Origin of the sequence: Rahnella sp. BCC 1045, from assembly GCF_019049615.1 — a bacterium.
GTDB classification, from domain to species: domain Bacteria; phylum Pseudomonadota; class Gammaproteobacteria; order Enterobacterales; family Enterobacteriaceae; genus Rahnella; species Rahnella contaminans.
Genome location: NZ_JAFMOZ010000140.1, coordinates 24551 through 44239 on the forward strand (window position 1 = coordinate 24551; position 19689 = coordinate 44239).

19 protein-coding genes are annotated in these 19689 nt (G+C 52.2%); 7 read left to right on the forward strand and 12 right to left on the reverse strand.

The genetic code is table 11. The features are described 5' to 3' along the window. Positions 1-38 precede the first annotated feature (38 nt). The 3 genes from ppdD to hofC are packed head-to-tail and all read left to right on the forward strand — an operon-like array spanning position 39 to position 3198. Positions 39-488 carry a prepilin peptidase-dependent pilin gene (gene ppdD, locus J1782_RS20890; RefSeq protein ID WP_152325114.1) on the forward strand — a complete coding sequence of 150 codons (450 nt, stop codon included), beginning with the start codon at positions 39-41 and terminating at the stop codon, positions 486-488. Continuing rightward, the gene (gene gspE / locus J1782_RS20895; protein WP_217153845.1) at positions 485-1981 is read left to right on the forward strand and encodes a type II secretion system protein GspE; all 1497 of its coding nucleotides are present in this window, start codon (positions 485-487) and stop codon (positions 1979-1981) included. Before ppdD ends, gspE begins: the two co-directional genes overlap by 4 nt. Next, entirely contained in the window at positions 1978-3198 is a 1221-nt protein-coding gene (gene hofC, locus J1782_RS20900) for a protein transport protein HofC (RefSeq protein WP_165059018.1), read from the forward strand. Before gspE ends, hofC begins: the two co-directional genes overlap by 4 nt. A gap of 61 nt (positions 3199-3259) precedes the next feature. Here hofC and J1782_RS20905 read toward each other — a convergent pair whose 3' ends face one another. Next, positions 3260-4303, reverse strand: a complete 1044-nt coding sequence (locus tag J1782_RS20905) for a GMP reductase (protein WP_165059016.1) — start codon at positions 4301-4303, stop codon at positions 3260-3262. Between the two features lie 242 nt (positions 4304-4545). Between J1782_RS20905 and coaE the strand changes: the two genes are divergently transcribed. From coaE to yacG, 3 genes are read left to right on the forward strand one after another with little or no spacing between them, the layout of a single operon-like run. Then, positions 4546-5175 carry a dephospho-CoA kinase gene (gene coaE, locus J1782_RS20910; protein ID WP_217153846.1) on the forward strand — a complete coding sequence of 210 codons (630 nt, stop codon included), beginning with the start codon at positions 4546-4548 and terminating at the stop codon, positions 5173-5175. Next, the gene (gene zapD, locus J1782_RS20915) at positions 5168-5920 is read left to right on the forward strand and encodes a cell division protein ZapD (protein ID WP_152325119.1); all 753 of its coding nucleotides are present in this window, start codon (positions 5168-5170) and stop codon (positions 5918-5920) included. Before coaE ends, zapD begins: the two co-directional genes overlap by 8 nt. Before the next feature lie 9 nt (positions 5921-5929). Beyond that, positions 5930-6133, forward strand: a complete 204-nt coding sequence (gene yacG / locus J1782_RS20920) for a DNA gyrase inhibitor YacG (protein WP_152325120.1) — start codon at positions 5930-5932, stop codon at positions 6131-6133. A 79-nt stretch (positions 6134-6212) separates the two neighbouring features. Here the strand turns inward: yacG and mutT are convergent, their stop codons facing one another. From mutT to secM, 3 genes are all read right to left on the reverse strand, one after another. After that, the gene (gene mutT, locus J1782_RS20925) at positions 6213-6614 is read right to left on the reverse strand and encodes an 8-oxo-dGTP diphosphatase MutT (RefSeq protein WP_217153847.1); all 402 of its coding nucleotides are present in this window, start codon (positions 6612-6614) and stop codon (positions 6213-6215) included. A 112-nt stretch (positions 6615-6726) separates the two neighbouring features. Next, positions 6727-9444 carry a preprotein translocase subunit SecA gene (gene secA / locus J1782_RS20930; RefSeq protein WP_152325122.1) on the reverse strand — a complete coding sequence of 906 codons (2718 nt, stop codon included), beginning with the start codon at positions 9442-9444 and terminating at the stop codon, positions 6727-6729. A gap of 80 nt (positions 9445-9524) precedes the next feature. After that, a complete protein-coding gene (gene secM / locus J1782_RS20935) occupies positions 9525-10052 on the reverse strand; it encodes a secA translation cis-regulator SecM (RefSeq protein WP_152325123.1) in 528 nt (175 codons plus the stop codon). A 26-nt stretch (positions 10053-10078) separates the two neighbouring features. Here secM and J1782_RS20940 point away from each other — a divergent pair, with 26 nt between their 5' ends. Continuing rightward, positions 10079-10603, forward strand: a complete 525-nt coding sequence (locus tag J1782_RS20940; protein WP_152325124.1) for a DUF721 domain-containing protein — start codon at positions 10079-10081, stop codon at positions 10601-10603. 15 nt (positions 10604-10618) lie between these two features. Here J1782_RS20940 and lpxC read toward each other — a convergent pair whose 3' ends face one another. From lpxC to ftsW, 8 genes are all read right to left on the reverse strand, one after another. Further along, positions 10619-11536: a UDP-3-O-acyl-N-acetylglucosamine deacetylase gene (gene lpxC, locus J1782_RS20945; protein WP_152325125.1), complete on the reverse strand. Its 918-nt coding sequence runs from the start codon at positions 11534-11536 to the stop codon at positions 10619-10621. Positions 11537-11634: 98 nt separating this feature from the next. After that, entirely contained in the window at positions 11635-12789 is a 1155-nt protein-coding gene (gene ftsZ, locus J1782_RS20950; protein WP_217153848.1) for a cell division protein FtsZ, read from the reverse strand. A gap of 71 nt (positions 12790-12860) precedes the next feature. Continuing rightward, entirely contained in the window at positions 12861-14117 is a 1257-nt protein-coding gene (ftsA, locus tag J1782_RS20955) for a cell division protein FtsA (protein WP_009634688.1), read from the reverse strand. After that, complete coding sequence (gene ftsQ, locus J1782_RS20960; RefSeq protein WP_217153849.1) at positions 14114-14953, reverse strand: cell division protein FtsQ; 840 nt, start codon at positions 14951-14953, stop codon at positions 14114-14116. Before ftsQ ends, ftsA begins: the two co-directional genes overlap by 4 nt. A gap of 1 nt (position 14954) precedes the next feature. Beyond that, positions 14955-15875, reverse strand: a complete 921-nt coding sequence (locus tag J1782_RS20965; RefSeq protein ID WP_217153850.1) for a D-alanine--D-alanine ligase — start codon at positions 15873-15875, stop codon at positions 14955-14957. Continuing rightward, positions 15868-17343, reverse strand: a complete 1476-nt coding sequence (murC, locus tag J1782_RS20970; protein ID WP_152325128.1) for a UDP-N-acetylmuramate--L-alanine ligase — start codon at positions 17341-17343, stop codon at positions 15868-15870. The genes J1782_RS20965 and murC overlap by 8 nt, the downstream gene beginning before the upstream one ends. Before the next feature lie 78 nt (positions 17344-17421). Beyond that, positions 17422-18489 carry an undecaprenyldiphospho-muramoylpentapeptide beta-N-acetylglucosaminyltransferase gene (murG, locus tag J1782_RS20975; protein WP_217153851.1) on the reverse strand — a complete coding sequence of 356 codons (1068 nt, stop codon included), beginning with the start codon at positions 18487-18489 and terminating at the stop codon, positions 17422-17424. Next, positions 18486-19688, reverse strand: a complete 1203-nt coding sequence (ftsW, locus tag J1782_RS20980; RefSeq protein WP_370530255.1) for a cell division protein FtsW — start codon at positions 19686-19688, stop codon at positions 18486-18488. The genes murG and ftsW overlap by 4 nt, the downstream gene beginning before the upstream one ends. Between the last annotated feature and the right edge of the window lies 1 nt (position 19689).

Sequence of the window (19689 nt, forward strand, 5' to 3'; positions counted from 1 at the left end):
CGAGCAACAACCCAGCAGCCTCACAAATGGAGAACGCCATGCAACGGCAACAAGGATTTACCCTCATTGAACTGATGGTCGTGATCGCAATAATTGCGATTCTGAGCGCCATTGGTATTCCCGCTTACCAAAGTTACATCCAGAAAGCCGCAATGACCGACATGCTGCAAACCATGGTGCCGTATAAAACCGGTGTCGAGCTGTGCGTCATTGATACCGGCTCATTAAGCAGCTGCAATGCAGGCAACGAAGGTATTCCGGCAGTCGCCACCAGCCGTTATGTCAGTAAAACGCAGGTCACTGCAGGCGTGATTTCACTGACTGGCCAGCAGGCACTCAACGGGCTAAGCGTTGTCATGACCCCCTCTGTAGATGCTCAGGCCGGCGGCATTATCTGGAACCGCACCTGCACCAGCGCCGGCAATGCCGCAATGGTAGAAGCCTGCGAAAGCGTTTTCCGTTTTGATACCACGGGAGCCGTAAAATGACCGATATCCCGCTCAATCCTGTTTCACCAACAGATAGCCAAAGGCAGCACAGCGATGCCTCGCTGGACGCCCTTTGTCAGCGTTACAAAGCCATCATTGTGCATCGCGATAAACAGACGATCCGCGTTGCCTGTCATGAAGCGGAAGCTGAGACAGAAACGCTGAGTAACGTGCTGCGCTTTGCCAGCGGATTGAAAGTTCAGGTGGAACGCTGGCCGCAGGCCAGAATGGAACAACACAAGGAAAAGAGCCCGGCGAATGTGAAGCAGGAATCCGCCACCGGGGAGCAATCCCCATCGTCAGGAAGCCCTGAAGATAATGCGCTGAATGACCAAAGCGATGCACCGGTGGTGAACGTCCTCAACCAGATTCTGCGGCAGGCAATCAGCCGCAGGGCGTCGGATATCCATTTTGAACCCTACGAAAACAGTTTCCGCGTACGGGTGAGAATTGACGGCGTGTTGCAGGAAATCCCCGGTCCTGAATTTTCGATGGCAGCGGGTGTTTGCGCGCGGCTGAAAATCATGGGGCAACTTAACGTCGCCGAGCGTCGCTTGCCGCAGGACGGCCAGCTTTCCGTCATGCTGCAAAATCAGCGTTATTCCATGCGCGTCTCTTCCCTGCCCACCCTGCATGGTGAAAAAATCGTTCTGAGGATCCTGCACATGACCCAGCAGGATCTGGCGATGTCTCAGTTAGGCTTCACGCTGCGCGATTTGGAATACTTTAAAGCCGCGCTCAAGCATCCGCAGGGGCTGATCCTCGTGACAGGGCCGACAGGCAGCGGCAAAACGGTGACACTTTACAGCGGATTACGCCATCTCAACGCCATCTCACGCAATATCAGCAGCGTTGAAGATCCGGTTGAAATCCCGGTCAGTGGCATCAATCAAACGCAGATCAACAGCAAGACGGATCTGAGTTTTGCCAGCGTTCTGCGTGCATTGTTGCGACAGGATCCGGATGTGATCATGGTCGGCGAAATTCGTGATAGAGAAACGGCTGAGATCGCCGTTAAAGCCGCACAGACTGGCCATCTGGTGCTTTCCACGCTGCATACCAACTCAACGTGTGAAACACTGACCCGTCTGCGGCAGATGGGCATTGAAGGTTTCCATATCGCAGCCAGTTTGCGTCTGGTCATTGCCCAAAGGTTGGTGCGAAAACTGTGCCCGCACTGCCGGAAGCCACATCTGTCCCTGGTCGTAAACGGGCCGGACGGCAACAGCGGGCCCGCGCCAATGTGGCGGGCAGCGGGCTGCAATCAATGCTTTTCCGGCTATTACGGCAGGATGGGGATTTACGAAATACTGAACATCACTCCCCGGCTCCAGCAGGCACTGGTGGCCGATGCCAGTGTCAGCGAGCTGAGTAAAATCGCCCGTGAACAGGGGCAAAAGACATTACAGGAAGCGGGAATGTTGCTGGTTGAACAAGGTATCACCTCACTTGAAGAGCTTTATCGGGTGACCGGAGAAGGTCATTGCGCATGAGTGAAACGCCAGTGATCGCTCCAAAATGGCGGCTTTTTCACTGGCAGGCTATTGATACTCAGGGAAACATCCAGCAAGGCGATGCCATTGAGATAACCAAAGACAGCATTTATCAGCAACTTTTTGTTGCGGGTTTACAACCACTGAAGATCACAATGATCCGGCGCCTGACATCCGGTTATTGGAAAAATCAGGAGCGTATTTCCGTTGTCAGGCAACTCGCTACACTGCTACAGGCCGGATTGCCGCTGGTCAGCAGCCTGACGCTGCTGGCAAACGAACATCCGAAACCCGCCTGGCACTGCGTTTTGCATAACGTGGCGAAAGGCGTCAGGGAAGGCAAACCGTTATCGGCTATGCTGAGTGCTTACCCTGACGTTTTCCCGCCGATTTACCGGCAACTCGTTTCTATCGGCGAGCTGACCGGTCAGTTAGACCAATGCTGTTTGCAACTGGCGGCGCAACAGGAACAACAGGCGGAACTGAAAGCGAAAGTGAAAAAGGCGCTGCGCTATCCGCTGATTGTCAGCGTCATCGCTACCTTCGTCACACTGTTAATGCTGACGCTGGTTCTGCCGGAGTTTGCGAAAATCTATGCCACCTTTGATGCGCAGTTGCCCTGGTTTACCCGTATGTTGATCGGTGTTTCCGACGTGCTGGTCAGCTCAGGGCCATGGCTGACCGGTATTGTCTCGTGTTGTTGTTTTGGCTATCAGCAAAAGTTGCATCCGCACATTCGCTGGAAGTTGCGCGAACAAAAGCTGCTTTTGCGATTGCCACTGACTTCACGGCTGGTCACTGACAGTTGCCTCAGTCAGGTTTTTCAAACGCTGGCGATGACACAACGCGCCGGAATGACACTGATTTCCGGGCTGACTGCCGCGTCGGCATCTGTGTCAAACTTACATTTCCAGACAGCTCTCGACGTGATTCGCGAAAAAATTATGCAGGGGACGCCATTACATAAAGCGTTTCAGGGGTCACCGCTGTTTCCTGCGTTATGTCAGCAGTTGATAAAAATCGGTGAGGAATCAGGAACGCTCGATGAGCTGTTACTTAAGCTGGCGCTGTTGCATAATAACAAGGCAAATTCGCTGGCGGATACGTTATCTCAAACGATTGAGCCAGTACTGATGGCAGTGATGGGCGTGATTGTTGGAGGATTAGTGATTGCGATGTACTTGCCCATTTTTCAGCTGGGTTCGGTGATGGGATGACGATGGCACGGGGAAAATAATTGCGGCGAAAACGTATTTCGCCGCGGATAATTTTACCGATTTATTTGCTGCCGAACAGGCGGTTTTCCTGCTCTGCGACACGAATAAAGGTAGTACGTTTGGTCAGTTCTTTGAGACGTTCTGCGCCGACATAGGTACAGGCAGAACGCAGGCCGCCAAGAACGTCACGAACGGTATTTTCGACCGGTCCGCGCAAAGGCAGTTTTACAGTTTTGCCTTCCGCAGCGCGATATTCGGCGACACCGCCAACGTGGCGTTTCATTGCCGATTCTGAGCTCATACCGTAGAAGAGCATGAATTTTTCACCATTTTCTTCAACGACAGTACCTTCACATTCTTCGTGTGCTGCCAGCATACCGCCAAGCATCACGAAGTCTGCGCCGCCGCCGAAAGCTTTCGCCACATCCCCAGGAACGGCACAACCGCCATCACTGACGATTTGTCCGCCCAGCCCGTGAGCAGCATCCGCACATTCGATAACGGCAGAAAGTTGCGGATAGCCAACACCGGTTTTCACACGCGTGGTACACACAGAACCCGGGCCGATACCGACTTTAACGATATCTGCGCCAGAAAGAATTAACTCTTCAACCATTTCGCCTGTGACCACGTTACCGGCGCAAATGACTTTGTCCGGGCAGGCCTGACGAACGCGTTGCAGAAAACCGACGAAGTGTTCGGAATAGCCGTTAGCCACGTCAAGGCAGACAAATTTCAGCAGCGGAGAAAGCGCGAGGATTTGCAGTGTTTTAACAAAATCAGCTTCCGACGTGCCAGTCGACACCATCACATTTTTTAATACTGACTCTTCAGCGGAGGTGATGAAAGCCTGCCATTGCTCAACGCTGTAATGCTTATGCACCGCCGTCAGCAAACCAAAAGACGCCAGTACCGTCGCCATGCGGAAAGTACCCACAGTGTCCATATTGGCAGCAATAATCGGCGTGCCTGACCAACTGATACCGGAGTGTTTGAATGTGAACGTGCGCTCAAGTTCAACTTCGGAGCGGCTTTTGAGGGTAGAACGTTTAGGGCGGATGAGTACGTCTTTAAAACCTAACTTCAAATCTTCTTCAATACGCATGACGGCTTTGTCCTGGTTTGGCGACGGATCGCTAGGGCGTACAACAAATTTTAGACACCCTTTCCAGTGGTTTTATCATACACAGGAAAATGACAACGGCAAGGATGCTTTTACAACAGACATCACAGACTTTTGATTGCGTTGGCGAATAATTTTTCGCATCAAAAACCAAGACGACCTTGGCTTGCACTTACTCATAATCTCTTTATCATTTACCTAACTAATTTTATCAGAGCGCCAGTATGAGCTATATCGTTGCATTGACCGGAGGTATCGGAAGCGGCAAAAGTACCGTTGCCGAAAGCTTCAGCCGTCATGGCGTAAGCATTGTCGATGCAGATATTATTGCCCGTCAGGTTGTAGCGCCGGGTGAACAGGCTCTGGAAGAGCTGGGCAAACGATTTGGCAAAAGTATCATTCTTAACGATGGCTCACTGAATCGCCCGGCGTTACGGGAACGTATTTTTAGTAATCCGCTTGAAAAAGAATGGGTTAATAAATTATTACACCCTATTATTCACGCCCGGACACAGCACCTTATTGCGCAAGCCGATACGCCTTACGTGCTTTGGGTAGTGCCGTTACTGATTGAAAACGGATTGCAAACGCAGGCTGATCGCGTTCTGGTGGTGGACGTCGAGCCACAAATTCAGCTTTCCCGCACCATGTTGCGCGACGGCATTGACCGCCATCAGGCTGAAAGTATTATTGCCGCGCAGGTGAGCCGTGAAAAACGCCTGGCCTGCGCGGATGACATCATTGATAACAGCGGAGATCCTCAAACGATCGAACCGCGTGTTGCCCAATTACATCGCTGCTATCTGAAACTGGCAGCGGGCGAAAACAGACAGGATATTGCCAAGCATGACTGATGTAGCTGCAACCGTTCTTTTTGAACATCCTCTGAATGAAAAAATGCGTACCTGGTTGCGTATCGAATTCCTGCTACAGCAGATGCACGCGAATGCACAAATTACTGCTGCGGCTTCAGCCCTTCTGTTCTTCCGCACCGCGTCTGATTTACTCGACGTGCTGGAGCGCGGAGAAGTCCGCACCGATTTGCTGAAAGAACTGGAACGCCAGCAACAGAAATTATCCCAATGGCAGGATGTTCCTGGGGTAGATGCGTCGCGAATTGACGGATTGCGTGCCGAACTGAAACAGTGCGCTTCCGTATTGATGAAAGCACCGCGAATCGGTCAGGCGCTGAAAGAAGATCGTCTGATTGCTTTGGTTCGTCAGCGTCAGAGTATTCCCGGTGGTTGCTGTAGTTTTGATTTGCCGACGCTGCATATCTGGCTTCATCTGGCTCAATCTCAGCGCGACAGCGAAGTCCAGAACTGGCTTGAAACACTGGCGCCACTCAACAACTCACTCACGATGGTGCTGGGTTTAATTCGCCAGTCCGGCGCTTTTCGTAATCAAATCAGCCTGAATGGTTTTTTCCAAGATAACGCAGAAGGTGCAGATCTGTTACGCTTGCGCCTCTCGTTGGAAAACCTGCTTTATCCGCAAGTTTCCGGGCACAAAACCCGTTATGCCATCCGCTTCTTACCGTTAGACAGCGAGCATGGCGTGGTTCCGGCACGACTGAATTTTGAACTTGCCTGCTGCTAGGAGTTGCAAATGGATCCTGAAATTATTGAAGTAAATTGCCCGACGTGTAACAAGACGGTGGTCTGGGGCGAAGAAAGCCCTTACCGTCCTTTTTGTTCCAAGCGCTGCCAGCTTATCGATCTCGGTGAGTGGGCCGACGAAGAGAAACGCATTCCGAGCAAAGGGGATGTGAATGATCTGGATGACTGGAGCGAAGAAGAGATTTCACACTGACATCTGTAAGATGTCGCATTTAGCAAATGTTAAAAAGGGGCGTGGCCCCTTTTTTGTGGGCGCCCTGATGCTCAGAAAATCAGAATTCGTTGTTTTTTAAGGCGCTTACGACAGCTTCGTTGGCGGGAGGAAATTCTTCCGCTTTCAGATCTGACTGCTTAACCCAGCGCTTTGGTTGCCCTTCTTTTCCATATGGCTCGCCCTGCCACTCTTCAACCAGAAAGAAGTAAAGCATGATAATGCGATCCGGAAATCTGTGTTCAAGGGTTTTCAGCAAAACAGGTGCTTTCGCTTCAATGCCCACTTCTTCCTGCAACTCACGAATGACAGCCTGCTCAGGCGTTTCACCCGCTTCTATTTTACCGCCCGGAAATTCCCAGAACCCCGCCAGGTGTGAAGACGCATCACGTTGAGTAATAAAGATTTCTTTACCAGAATTCCGGATAATACCGGCTGCGATATTCAGCTGTTTAAGCGTCACTTTTCCACCTATTGACTGACTATAATGACTGTCTTATATAAGGATTTTTACACAAAAATAAAGGCGGTGATTAGCCGCCTTTAAGATTAACACGATGACTTAGCCTGAGATCTTACTTTTGCAGGCGGCCATGGCATTGTTTGTATTTCTTACCGGAACCACATGGGCAGAGATCGTTACGGCCGACTTTACGCTCGCCAGATGCGGCAAGACGTGCAGCTTCAGCCACTTCAATTTCTTGCTGATCCTGATGGCTCAGCTGCTGCTGACGGGCCAGATGTTCGGCTTCTTCGCGGCGCTGAATTTCCATTGCTTCGATTTCTTCAGGCATACGAACCTGAACTTTACTCAGCACGCTGACCACTTCGTATTTCAGTGATTCCAGCATGGCGGCAAACATAGCAAAGGATTCGCGTTTGTATTCCTGCTTAGGATCTTTCTGCGCATAACCCCGTAAATGGATGCCCTGACGCAAGTAGTCCATCGCGGCCAGATGCTCTTTCCATAGGGAATCAAGCGTTTGCAGCATCACGCCTTTCTCGAAGTTACGCATCATTTCTGCGCCAACCACTTCTTCTTTACGGGCGTAAGATTCTTTCGCGATTTCCATAATACGTTCGCGCAGGGTTTCTTCATGCAATTCAGGCTCTTTATCCAGCCATTCTGCAATCGGCATTTCCAGCTCGAAATCTTGTTTCAGGCGATCCTGAAGACCCTGAACATCCCACATTTCTTCCAGAGACTGCGGCGGAATGTAGCTGTCGATAGTTGCTTTGAACACGTCCTCACGGATGCTGGCGATGGTTTCACTGACATCAGACACGTCCAGTAATTCGTTACGCTGGCTGTAGATCGCACGACGCTGATCGCTGGCGACATCATCGTATTCCAGCAATTGCTTACGAATATCAAAGTTACGGCTTTCAACCTTACGCTGAGCATTGGCAATCGCTTTGGTCACCCAAGGGTGCTCAATCGCTTCGCCCGGTTTCATACCCAATTTACGCATCATGCTCGACACACGGTCAGACGCAAAGATACGCATCAGGGCATCTTCCATAGACAGATAGAAGCGTGATGAACCGGCGTCACCCTGACGGCCTGCACGGCCGCGAAGCTGGTTATCAATACGGCGTGATTCATGACGCTCAGTACCGATAATGTGCAAACCGCCGGAAGCCAGAACCGCATCGTGGCGAATCTGCCAGGCTGCTTTGATTTCTGCGATTTTCTCGTCGGTTGCTTCTTCACCGAGGTTTTCAACTTCAACCTGCCAGCTGCCGCCCAGCACGATATCGGTACCACGACCGGCCATGTTGGTTGCAATGGTTACTGCGCCTGGCTGACCAGCCTGGGCGACGATATCTGCTTCTTTGGCGTGGAACTTGGCGTTCAGTACGCTGTGCGCAATACCCGCTTTAGTCAGTTCATTGGAAACGACTTCGGATTTCTCAATCGAAATGGTACCCACCAGAACCGGCTGGCCTTTGGCAGTACACTGACGGATATCTTCGATAATCGCGCCAATTTTTTCCATTTCGGTCATGTACACCAGGTCGGCCATGTCTTTACGCACCATAGGGCGGTTCGTTGGCACAACGATGGTATCCAGTTTGTAAATGGAGCTGAATTCGAACGCTTCAGTATCCGCAGTACCGGTCATACCGGCCAGTTTTTCATACAGACGGAAATAGTTCTGGAAAGTGATAGAAGCCAGCGTCTGGTTTTCGTTTTGAATATCAACGCCTTCTTTCGCTTCCACTGCCTGGTGCAAACCATCAGACCAGCGACGACCCTGCATGGTACGACCTGTGTGTTCGTCAACGATGATAACTTCACCGTCTTTCACGATGTAATCGACATCTCGGGTGAACAGCACGTGCGCGCGCAGTGCAGCGGTGACGTGGTGCATCAGCATAATGTTGGTCGGGGAATACAGAGATTCCCCCTCTTCCATAATGCCTGCCTCCACCAGCATCTCTTCGATCAGAACCAGACCGCGTTCGGTCAGATGAACCTGACGTGCTTTCTCATCCACGGAGAAGTGGCCTTCACCCTGGAAGGTGTCGGAATCTTCTTTTTCCTGACGGATCAGTTTAGGGATCAGTTTGTCCACGCGGGTGTACATCTCTGAGCTGTCTTCTGCCGGACCGGAAATGATCAGCGGAGTACGTGCTTCATCGATCAGGATGGAGTCAACCTCATCCACCAGCGCGTAGTGCAGTTTGCGTTGTACACGTTCTTCAGGGCTGAAAGCCATGTTGTCGCGCAGGTAGTCAAAGCCGTATTCGTTATTTGTACCGTAAGTGATGTCGGCAGCGTAAGCAGCGCGTTTAGCCGGAGAAGGCATGCCTGGCAGGTTAATACCGATGCTCAGACCGAGGAACTCAAATAATGGACGGTTATTTTCGGCGTCACGCTGGGCTAAGTAGTCGTTGACGGTCACAACGTGAACGCCTTTACCGCTCAGTGCGTTCAGGTAAGCCGGCAGCGTTGCGGTCAGCGTTTTACCTTCACCGGTACGCATTTCCGCGATGCAGCGCTCATTCAGCACCATACCGCCGAGTAACTGGACGTCAAAGTGACGCATACCGAAGACACGCTTACTGGATTCGCGAACCACCGCAAAGGCTTCCGGGATCAGAGTCTCCAGGACTTCGCCTTTCGCCAGACGCTCACGGAACTCATCGGTTTTAGCTCGCAGTTGTTCGTCGGTCAGCTTTTGAATTTCAGGTTCCATGCGGCCGATAAGGTCCACAACTTTACGCATACGGCGCAGTGTACGATCGTTACGGCTACCAAAAACTTTGGTCAATAATTTGATTAACATGATGCTTAATATCTCTTGGAGGCCATTAAATGCAGCCACTAATTTATTGATTTATAGATAGAGTTTAAATTTACAGTCTGTTAAATCAGGAAGGCCGGGCCGGCACGAATGCCTTGCACCTGTGCTAACCACAGTCCGGTTTGATGCGATGAAGAGAAATTCAGGAAAGGTTGTTGCGTGTGACGGATGATAACAGGCGGTTTGGACTCATGCGTCAGTAATGCATTCAGGGTCACCAGCAGCGCAAGTTGCTGTACGTGAAGAGGTTCTGCTTGCTGTGCGACAATTTCAGGTTGAGCCGCGGTGTAAACCACCTGCGGTGCCAGCGCAAAAGAAAGATGACGGATGACCGTGCGCAGTGCATGCTGCTGCCAGTAATCCACACCGAAAGACGGGCGGCGATTTGCCTGGAGCAACGCGAGGTTACTCAGCCCTGTACTGCCGATGTTAAGTCGGTTTAGACTTGAGGACGTATTGGGAACCGCAGGCAGTTCCGTTTGCGAGAGGTTCGTTGACACGCCAAGGCTCGCCGCTACCATCCCCAACAGGAGATGCGGCCAAAAATACCTTCTGCCAAATTGTCGCCAACGATTTAGAATACCAATCACAAGTTTACAATCCGCCGGAGCCCATCATGCGCGATAGCCGCCCACAATTATTAGATATCCTGTTCGATGATGCCTCTTCCACAGAGCAAAGCCCGCTGCGTATTGTTCAACAGCGTGCTGCGGCGTTATTAAAACTTAACCGCGCAGTGAAAGGTCTGTTACCGGCGCCCATGCAACCATGGTGTCGTGTCGGTAATTATCGACAGGGAGTTTTAGTACTTGAGATAGCTAATGCCAGCTGGATGATGCGCTTACGCTATGAACAACCCGCATTACTCTCTGCACTTCGAGCGCAAATTCTACCATCATTGTCGTCAATCGACATCAGGATTAATCCTTCGCTCATGGCGAAAATGGAAAATGCGTCGCAGATTGCGGTTAAAAATAAAGCGATCGCATCTGAATCGATGCCGGTCAGACATTTGAGTGCGCAGAGTGCGGAAGAATTACGGGGACTGGCGAGCCGTAGCCCGGAAAAACTCAGAAAGGCATTAGAACGACTGGCTGAATTGGCCGGAGAGGGTGCCAAAACAACCAGTCGTAATAAGTAATGATATCAGTACCGATTACGCCAATACTGTGGAAGGTGCTTTAAAAGCCAGAGGCATTTCAGCTTCATCCTGGAAGGTTACTAATTCCCAGGCTTCCTGCTTAGCCAATACCGCTTGCAATAACTTGTTGTTCAACGCATGGCCAGACTTGAATGCGGTAAACGCACCAATGATGTTATGCCCACACATGAACAGGTCACCGATAGCATCAAGCATTTTGTGACGAACGAATTCATCTTCAAAACGCAGGCCATCTTCGTTAAGCACACGGTAATCATCCACAACAATCGCGCAATCAAAGCTGCCACCCAGGCACAAACCACGTGACTGCAGGTACTCGATATCACGCATGAAACCAAAAGTACGTGCGCGGCTGATTTGGCGAACAAATGCTTCTGCGGAGAAGTTCATTTTGTAACGCTGTGAACTGGAATCAATCGCCGGGTGATTAAAGTCGATAGTGAAGTCCAGAGAGAAACCATTGAATGGTTTGAACTCCGCCCACTTATCACCGTCTTCAACACGCACAGTTTCTTTGATGCGCAGAAATTTCTTCGCGCTGTTCAGTTCTTCGATCCCAGCGTCCATCAACAGATAGACGAAAGGCGCGGCGCTACCGTCCATAATCGGCACTTCAGGCGCATCGACTTCGATAACAATGTTATCAATGCCCAGACCCGCTAATGCCGCATTAAGGTGTTCAACCGTAGAAATGCGTACGTCATGCTCATTGACCAGGCAAGTACAGAGCATGGTATCACGCACGGATTTTGCATCTGCCGGGAAATCAACCGGTGGATTCAAGTCAGTGCGACGATAGATGACCCCGGTATTTGCCGGTGCAGGACGCAGAGTCAGGGTGACTTTCTTGCCGGTATGCAAACCGACGCCCGTCGCCTGAACGATACGTTTTAATGTACGTTGTTTGATCATCGTATTTATCTCGCAATGTTATCCATCCAACCGACCTAAGCTTACCTTAAGATCGGTGGGACAGTTTAGCACAAAGAGCGGAGATCCTACAATTCGGACTAGTCTGCCTGCTTACGCAGGAAGGCCGGGATGTCCAAATAGTCGGGCTCTTTATTAGATTGCGCGCTTTGATCATTCACCACTTTAGCCGCTGGCTTGTTTTCCTGCGGCAACGGAGACATCCCGTGCTGCTGGTAACGGTGATCCATCACTGGCTGGCTGGCTGGCTTGTTGGTCACCAAAGTGATCTCTGGACGTTTGTCCATGCCGATGCCGGTCGCAACCACGGTAACACGCAGTTCGTCATTCATTTCCGGGTCAAGGGAAGTACCGATAACTACGGTGGCGTTGTCAGAAGCGAAAGCACGGATAGTGTTACCCACAGTTTCGAATTCATCCAGACGCAGGTCGAAGCCCGCTGTAATGTTGACCAGTACGCCGCGCGCGCCGGACAAGTCGATGTCTTCCAGCAACGGGCTGGAGATCGCCATTTCAGCCGCTTCTTCAGCACGGTCTTCACCACATGCCACGCCGGAACCCATCATGGCATAACCCATTTCGGACATTACGGTGCGCACATCAGCAAAGTCGACGTTCATCAGACCCGGACGGGTGATCAGCTCTGCGATACCCTGTACCGCACCTTTCAGCACGTCATTGGCCGCACCGAAAGCGTCCAGCAGAGAGATACCGCGACCCAGAACTTTCAACAGTTTGTCGTTCGGGATAGTGATCAGGGAGTCCACATGCTTGGACAGCTCAGCGATACCCTGCTCCGCGAATGCCATACGCTTCTTGCCTTCAAAGTTGAAAGGCTTAGTCACGACAGCAACGGTCAGAATACCCAAATCTTTTGCAACTTCAGCTACCACTGGCGCAGCACCGGTACCGGTACCGCCGCCCATGCCCGCTGCGATAAAGACCATGTCAGCACCTTCAAGCGCAGCGCGCAGGGCTTCACGGTCTTCTTCTGCAGAATTGCGACCCACTTCAGGGTTCGCGCCAGCACCCAGACCTTTGGTAATACCGCTACCGATCTGAATTGTCTGGCCTACAGCCGTTTTACGCAACGCCTGGGCGTCTGTGTTAACGGCAAAGAATTCAACACCTTCGATGCGCTCACGCACCATGTGTTCGACAGCGTTACCGCCGCCACCGCCGACGCCGATGACTTTAATCACCGCGTCGTTGGTCAGTTCCATAGGTTCAAACATAGTTTCTCTCCGTTTTGTGCCTGTCGCGTCGGGATCAAAAACCATAACAGCATGATCCCGTTGTTAAAACATTAAAACTCTTTTCTCAGCCAGCTGTTGATTCTTTTGAACCAGTTGCCCACTGAGGCGCGTTTTTCCACTTCGGCCTCACCGCTCAGGTGAGACTCTTTTCCATAGTGCAGCAGCCCTACAGCCGTTGAGTAGTAAGGTTCCTGCGCATAATCTGTCAGCCCTGTGATGTTCAGAGGTTGCCCGATACGCACCTGGGTATGGAATACCCGCTGCGCACAAGCTGCCAGACCATCAATTTGTGCTGCGCCGCCTGTCAAAACAATACCGGCGGCCAGATGATGTTTTACGCCTTGCTGACGTAACTGCTCCTGCAATTGCAAAATTTCGTCGTTCACTAGATTCAGCAATTCTGTATAACGAGGCTCGATGACTTCAGCCAATGTCTGACGTTGCAGACTGCGCGGAGGGCGTCCGCCTACGCTCGGCACTTCGACGTTTTCGTCTTTGCCGACAATCGAACCTAATGCACAACCGTGGCGAACCTTGATAGCTTCGGCATCGGTCGGTGGCGTTCCAAACGCATAAGCGATGTCGCTGGTGACCACGTTCCCTGCATAAGGGATAACCTTAGTATGACGTAGTGCGCCACCGGTATAAACCGCGATATCCATGGTTCCACCACCAATATCGACGACACAGACTCCTAATTCGCGCTCATCTTCGGTCAGAACCGCATAACTGGCAGCCAGACCGGCAAAAATCAGCTGGTCAACTTTCAAGCCACAGCGTTCAACCGCTTTCACAATGTTCTTCGCCATATCGTTATGGCAGGTAATCAGGTGAACTTTTGCCTGCATACGCACGCCGGAAAGTCCGACAGGGTTTTTGATCCCTTCCTGATAATCAATGGCGTATTCCTGAGGGATCACATGCAGAACACGATGTTCGTCACGTACGCGTACCGACTTCGCGGTATGCACAACGTTCTCTACATCTTCCTGCGTGACTTCCTCTTCTGAAATAGGAACCATCCCTATTTCATTCTGGCAACTGATATGTTTACCAGACAAAGCAAGGTAAACAGAGGAAATCTGGCAATCCGCCATCAGTTCAGCCTGATCGATGGCGCGCTGTACGCACTTCACCACCGATTCCAGATCATTCACGCCACCCTTGTCCATGCCCCGGGACGGGCAACTGCCCACACCGATAATATTGACCATGCCATCGGGCAGAACTTCCCCCACCAATGCGGCGACTTTTGCCGTACCGATTTCCAGCCCAACTACCAGTTTTCTGTCCGTCGACTTGATCATTGTTGTTTAGCCTGTGCCTGATTCTGTTGCTGATTACTGTTTTGCTGGTCAATAAACTCCGGAGCCCAACCTACCGACGCACCGCTGTCATAACGTAAATCGACATACGTAATGCGTTTTTTATCGGCTTCAGCCTGTTGCTGGAATCGCGGGTAAAGCTCGATAAAACGTTGTAAACGCCCCATCCGGTCATCTCTCCCCAATTCCAGCCGGACGTCGCTATCCAGAGTTAACTGCCACGAGTGACGCGCACTCATTGCTACTGCCTTCAGCGTGAATTTCCCGGCGGCCAGCGCCTGGCTCATCGTTTGAAAGCCCTGCAAAACATCCTGTTCGCTGCCTTCCGGACCGTAAAGCAACGGCATTTTCTGTTTGACCACACGTTCAGCGGGTATGCTGAATGATTTGCCATCGGCATCAACCATATGCAGATCATTCCAGTGTGCGACCGGCACATACTCCACCAGGTGAATCTTCAATTCATTCGGCCATTGCTTGCGGACGCTGACCTGTTTTATCCAGGGTAAACGTTCAATCTGCTGCTGAATGACGTTTACATCCTGCGTCATGAACGTTCCCGGTGCCCCTAAGGACAGAATCGCCTGACGAATATCATCGTTGGTCGTGTAATGACGTTCTCCCGTAACCACAAGCTGAGACAACGGCAACCGGCTCGCATCCTGCATCCAGCCAATAACGGCCCACGCACTCCATAAAATAGTTCCTACCACCAACAGCAAGAACACAATCCCTGCCAGCTGGCCACCGTTACTGCGACGGCCGCTGTTGCTCTCGGCCGTCTCACGCTCTCGGGTATTCAGGGCGGCTTGAGACATATCAGTCAGCCAAAGCCAGAATACGGAAAACGAGTTGCGGGAAGCTCAGCCCGGAATGTTTAGCCGCCATCGGCACTAAGCTGTGGCTGGTCATTCCTGGCGAAGTATTCACTTCCAGCAAATTAAAGCTGCCGTCACCATCCTGCATCACGTCAACACGCCCCCAGCCACTGCAATCGAGTGCCTGATAAGCCTGCAAGGCCAGCGCAGATAACTGTTTTTCCTGCTCCTCGCTTAAACCGCTCGGGCAAAAATACTGTGTTTCGTCAGAAAGATACTTCGCCTGATAGTCATAAAACGTTCCGGCTGGCTGGATGCGGATTGATGGCATAACCTGATCGCCCACGATAGCTACCGTGTATTCCGGGCCACTTAACCATTTTTCAATCAGTACGTTATCGTCATGACGGAAGCCTTCCTGCAGGGCTGGCAACAACTCTTTTTCCGTTGTCACTTTGCTCATGCCGACGCTCGAACCTTCGCGGCTCGGTTTGACGATAACCGGCAGGCCTAACTCGGCGATTTTAGCCGCCAGAGCGCCCTGCCCTGCTTCTTCAATTTGTGAACGATGCAATGCCACGAACGGGGCAACCGGCAAACCCAGCGCCTGCCACACCAGCTTGGTACGGAATTTATCCATGGTCAGCGCGGAAGCCATCACGCCGCTGCCGGTATACGGCAGGCCGATTTGCTCGAGCAATCCTTGCAACGTACCGTCTTCACCGCCGCGGCCATGCAGCGCGATAAAGACTTTGCTGAACCCTTCTTCTTTAAGAAGCGCCACGTTGAATGTTTTGGTGTCGATGCCATGCGCATCCACACCTGATTCGCGTAAACCTGCCAGCACGGCAGCGCCGGACTGCAATGACACATCGCGTTCTGCGGAAGTACCACCCAACAATACCGCTACTTTCTCAGACATGATGTTCTTCACCTTTTTTCACTGGCTGCAACTTTTGATCAGCCAATTTTCGGGCCACTTTGCCAACGTTACCGGCACCCTGCACCAGCACTAAATCGTCACCTTCGAGGATCTGCGCCAGACTTTCAGGTACTGCGTCAATATCAGAAACCAGAATAGGATCCAGCTTGCCTCGCGCACGAATGGTGCGGCATAACGAGCGGCTGTCGGCACCCGGAATTGGCGCTTCACCTGCCGGGTAAACGTCAAGCATGATCAGCACATCGACCTGAGACAGCACATTCGCGAAGTCGTCGTACAAATCGCGGGTACGCGTGTAACGGTGAGGCTGAAAAATCATCACCAGACGCTTGTTCGCCCAGCCCGCGCGCGCTGCTTTGATTGTCGCATCCACTTCTGTCGGATGGTGACCGTAGTCATCAACCAGCATTGCGCTTCCGGTTTTTCCGTTTACATTTTCCAGCGCGTAATCGCCCAGGAAATCAAAACGACGACCCGTTCCCTGGAAGCCTTCCAGCGCACGCAAAATTGCGTCATCGCTGATACCTTCATCTGTCGCAACAGCAACGGCCGCAGCGGCATTCAGGGCGTTATGTCGGCCCGGTGCGTTCAGGGTTACGCTGATCAGCGGCAGATCCTGACGACGTATCGTAAAGTGCCCCTGCGCGCCAACCTGACGGTAATTTTCGATAATGACATCCGCATCTTCGCTGAAACCGTAGGTCGTCATATGGCGGCCTACACGCGGGATCAGCTCACGGATCACCGGATCATCAATACACATCACCGCACGTCCGTAGAACGGCAGGTTGTGCAGGAAATTCACAAACGTCTGTTTCAGGTTTTCAAAATCGCCCTGATACGTATCCATGTGATCCGCTTCGATGTTGGTCACAATCGCCACCATCGGTTGCAGATGCAGGAACGACGCATCGCTTTCATCCGCTTCTGCAATCAGAAAACGGCTGGAACCCAGACGCGCATGCGTTCCGGCTGCTTTAACCAGGCCGCCGTTTACGAAAGTCGGGTCCAGCCCGGCTTCTGCGTAAATGCTGGTGACCATCGCCGTGGTCGTGGTTTTACCATGTGTCCCTGCCACGGCGATGCCGTGACGAAAACGCATCAGTTCTGCGAGCATTTCCGCGCGACGGATAACCGGGATGCGCGCTTCACGGGCAGCAACAATTTCCGGGTTATCGGAAGAGATTGCCGTCGAAACCACCACCACGCTGGCATCCAGCACATTCTCCGGGCGGTGATTGAAATAAATTGTCGCGCCCAGTGCAGTCAGTTGCTGAGTGACCGCGTTCGGCGCTAAGTCAGAACCGCTAATCTGATAGCCTTCATTGGCCAACACTTCGGCGATACCACCCATGCCGGCACCACCGATGCCAACAAAGTGAATGTGCCGGACACGATGCATCTCGGGCACGAAGGTACGCAGTTTCGCCAATTGTTGTGTATTCACGTTTTTATTCACTATTTCAGGTTACTGATTAATCCGTTTCTTACGGCTGGGACCACGCTTCGCATGGCCCGTTCAATTTCATTTTTTACTGGCGGCAACCACTTCTGCGGCTACACGTTCTGTCGCATCAGGAATGGCGGCGGCACGCGCAGCTCTTGCCATTTCCATCAGATGGGTTCTGTCCCATCCGGCCATCAGGTCAGCGACGGCTGCGGCACTAAAATCTTTCTGCTCAATAATCTTTGCAGCACCAGCTTTTTCAAGCGGCAATGCGTTCCAGTACTGCTGGCGGTCTTTATGCTGGAATGGCACAAAAATGGCCGGCAAACCTGCGGCAGCAATTTCACTGACCGTTAACGCGCCGGAGCGGCATACCACTACATCAGCCCAGGCATAAGCCGCTGCCATGTCATCAATGAATTCGGTGACTTTATGCTGCGTCTGACCGGCTTTTTCGTAAGCCTGATTCACTGACCCCAGTGCGCCCTTACCCACCTGATGCCACAACGTAATTTTATCGCCCATCAGAGCGGCCACTTCCGGCATACTCTGATTAAGCACGCGCGCGCCCTGGCTGCCTCCAATCACTAAAACCCTGATCGGGCCTTCGCGCCCGGCTAAGCGCGTTTCCGGCAATTCCAGCGCCAGCACATCGATGCGCACCGGATTTCCCACGACATCTGCTTTTGGAAAAGCACCGGGGAACGCCTGCAATACTTTGGTGGCAATATGAGACAAACCTTTGTTGGTCATGCCCGCAATACCATTTTGTTCATGCAGCACCACCGGAATACCCAGTGACCATGCCGCCAGACCGCCGGGGCCGGAAACGTAACCGCCCATACCTAAAACCACATCAGGCTGGAAGCGCTTCATGATGGCTTTCGCCTGGCGCCAGGCATGATATATGCGAACAGGGGCAGTGAGTTGCGCTTTCAGACCTTTCCCACGTAATCCTGAGATTTTAATGAAATCAATCTCGATGCCATTCTTTGGCACCAAATCCGCTTCCATTCGGTCTGCCGTGCCCAGCCAGCGAACTTCCCAGCCTTGCGCCATAAGATGATGTGCGACTGCCAGACCGGGGAAAACGTGCCCGCCGGTACCGCCTGCCATCACCATCAAACGCCGGGTATTGCCACTCATCGGGCGCTCCTTACAAACGCCTGGGCTTTTGCCAGACGCGTTTCAAAATCCACTCGCAGCAATAACACGATTGCCGTCGACATAATTAACAGACTCGAACCACCGTAACTGATGAGCGGTAAGGTCAGACCTTTCGTTGGTAGCATCCCCGCAGCGGCCCCGACGTTAACCAGCGCCTGGAAGCTGAACCACACGCCAATTGAGCAGGCCAAAAATCCGGAAAAACGCTGGTCAATCTCCAGTGCGCGACGCCCGATGGACATGGCGCGAAAAGCGACGAAGAATACCATCAACAAAGCCAAAACCACACCGAAATACCCCAATTCTTCACCCAAAATGGAGAAGATAAAGTCGGTATGCGCTTCCGGTAAATACTCCAGTTTCTGCACCGAATTCCCGAGCCCCTGGCCCCAGAATTCACCGCGACCAAACGCCATCAGTGACTGGGTTAACTGGTAGCCACTGCCAAACGGATCGGCCCACGGATTCCAGAACGACGTTACGCGGCGCATACGGTACGGTTCGGCCAGAACCAGCAACACAACGGCGAAAGCACCGGACCCGATGATGGCCAGGAACTGCCACATTTTTGCCCCCGCCAGGAACAACATCGCCAGCGTGGTAATAAACAGTACTACGACGGTACCGAGGTCAGGCTGGGCCAGCAGGAGAACCGCCAGAACCACCATTACACCCATCGGTTTACAAAAACCCCAGAAGTTGCTCCGGACTTCATCAACCTTTCGCACCAGATAGCTGGCGAGATAACAAAACAGTGACAGCTTGGAAAACTCTGCGGGCTGAATACGCAATGGCCCCAGTGAAATCCAGCGTGATGCCCCGTTAACCGAACTCCCCACCACCAGCACAACCAGCAACATCACCACGGAAAGCAGCAGCAGAACGTTACTGTATTTCTGCCAGATCGCCATTGGTACACGCAGCGTGACCAGCGAAAGCCCGAAGGCCAGGGCAAGGTAAATCGCATCACGTTTGGCAAACAAAAACGGGTCATCAGCCAGACGCTGGCCGATCGGCATCGAAGCCGATGTCACCATCACGAAGCCGATAATTGCCAGACCAAATGTCAGCCACAGCAGCGTCCGGTCATACAGCACCAGCGTCAGCGAGTCGTTTTCTTTCGACCCCATCACCCAGTCGTTAAATTTTCCGACGAGGCTCAGCCCCGGGATACGGATC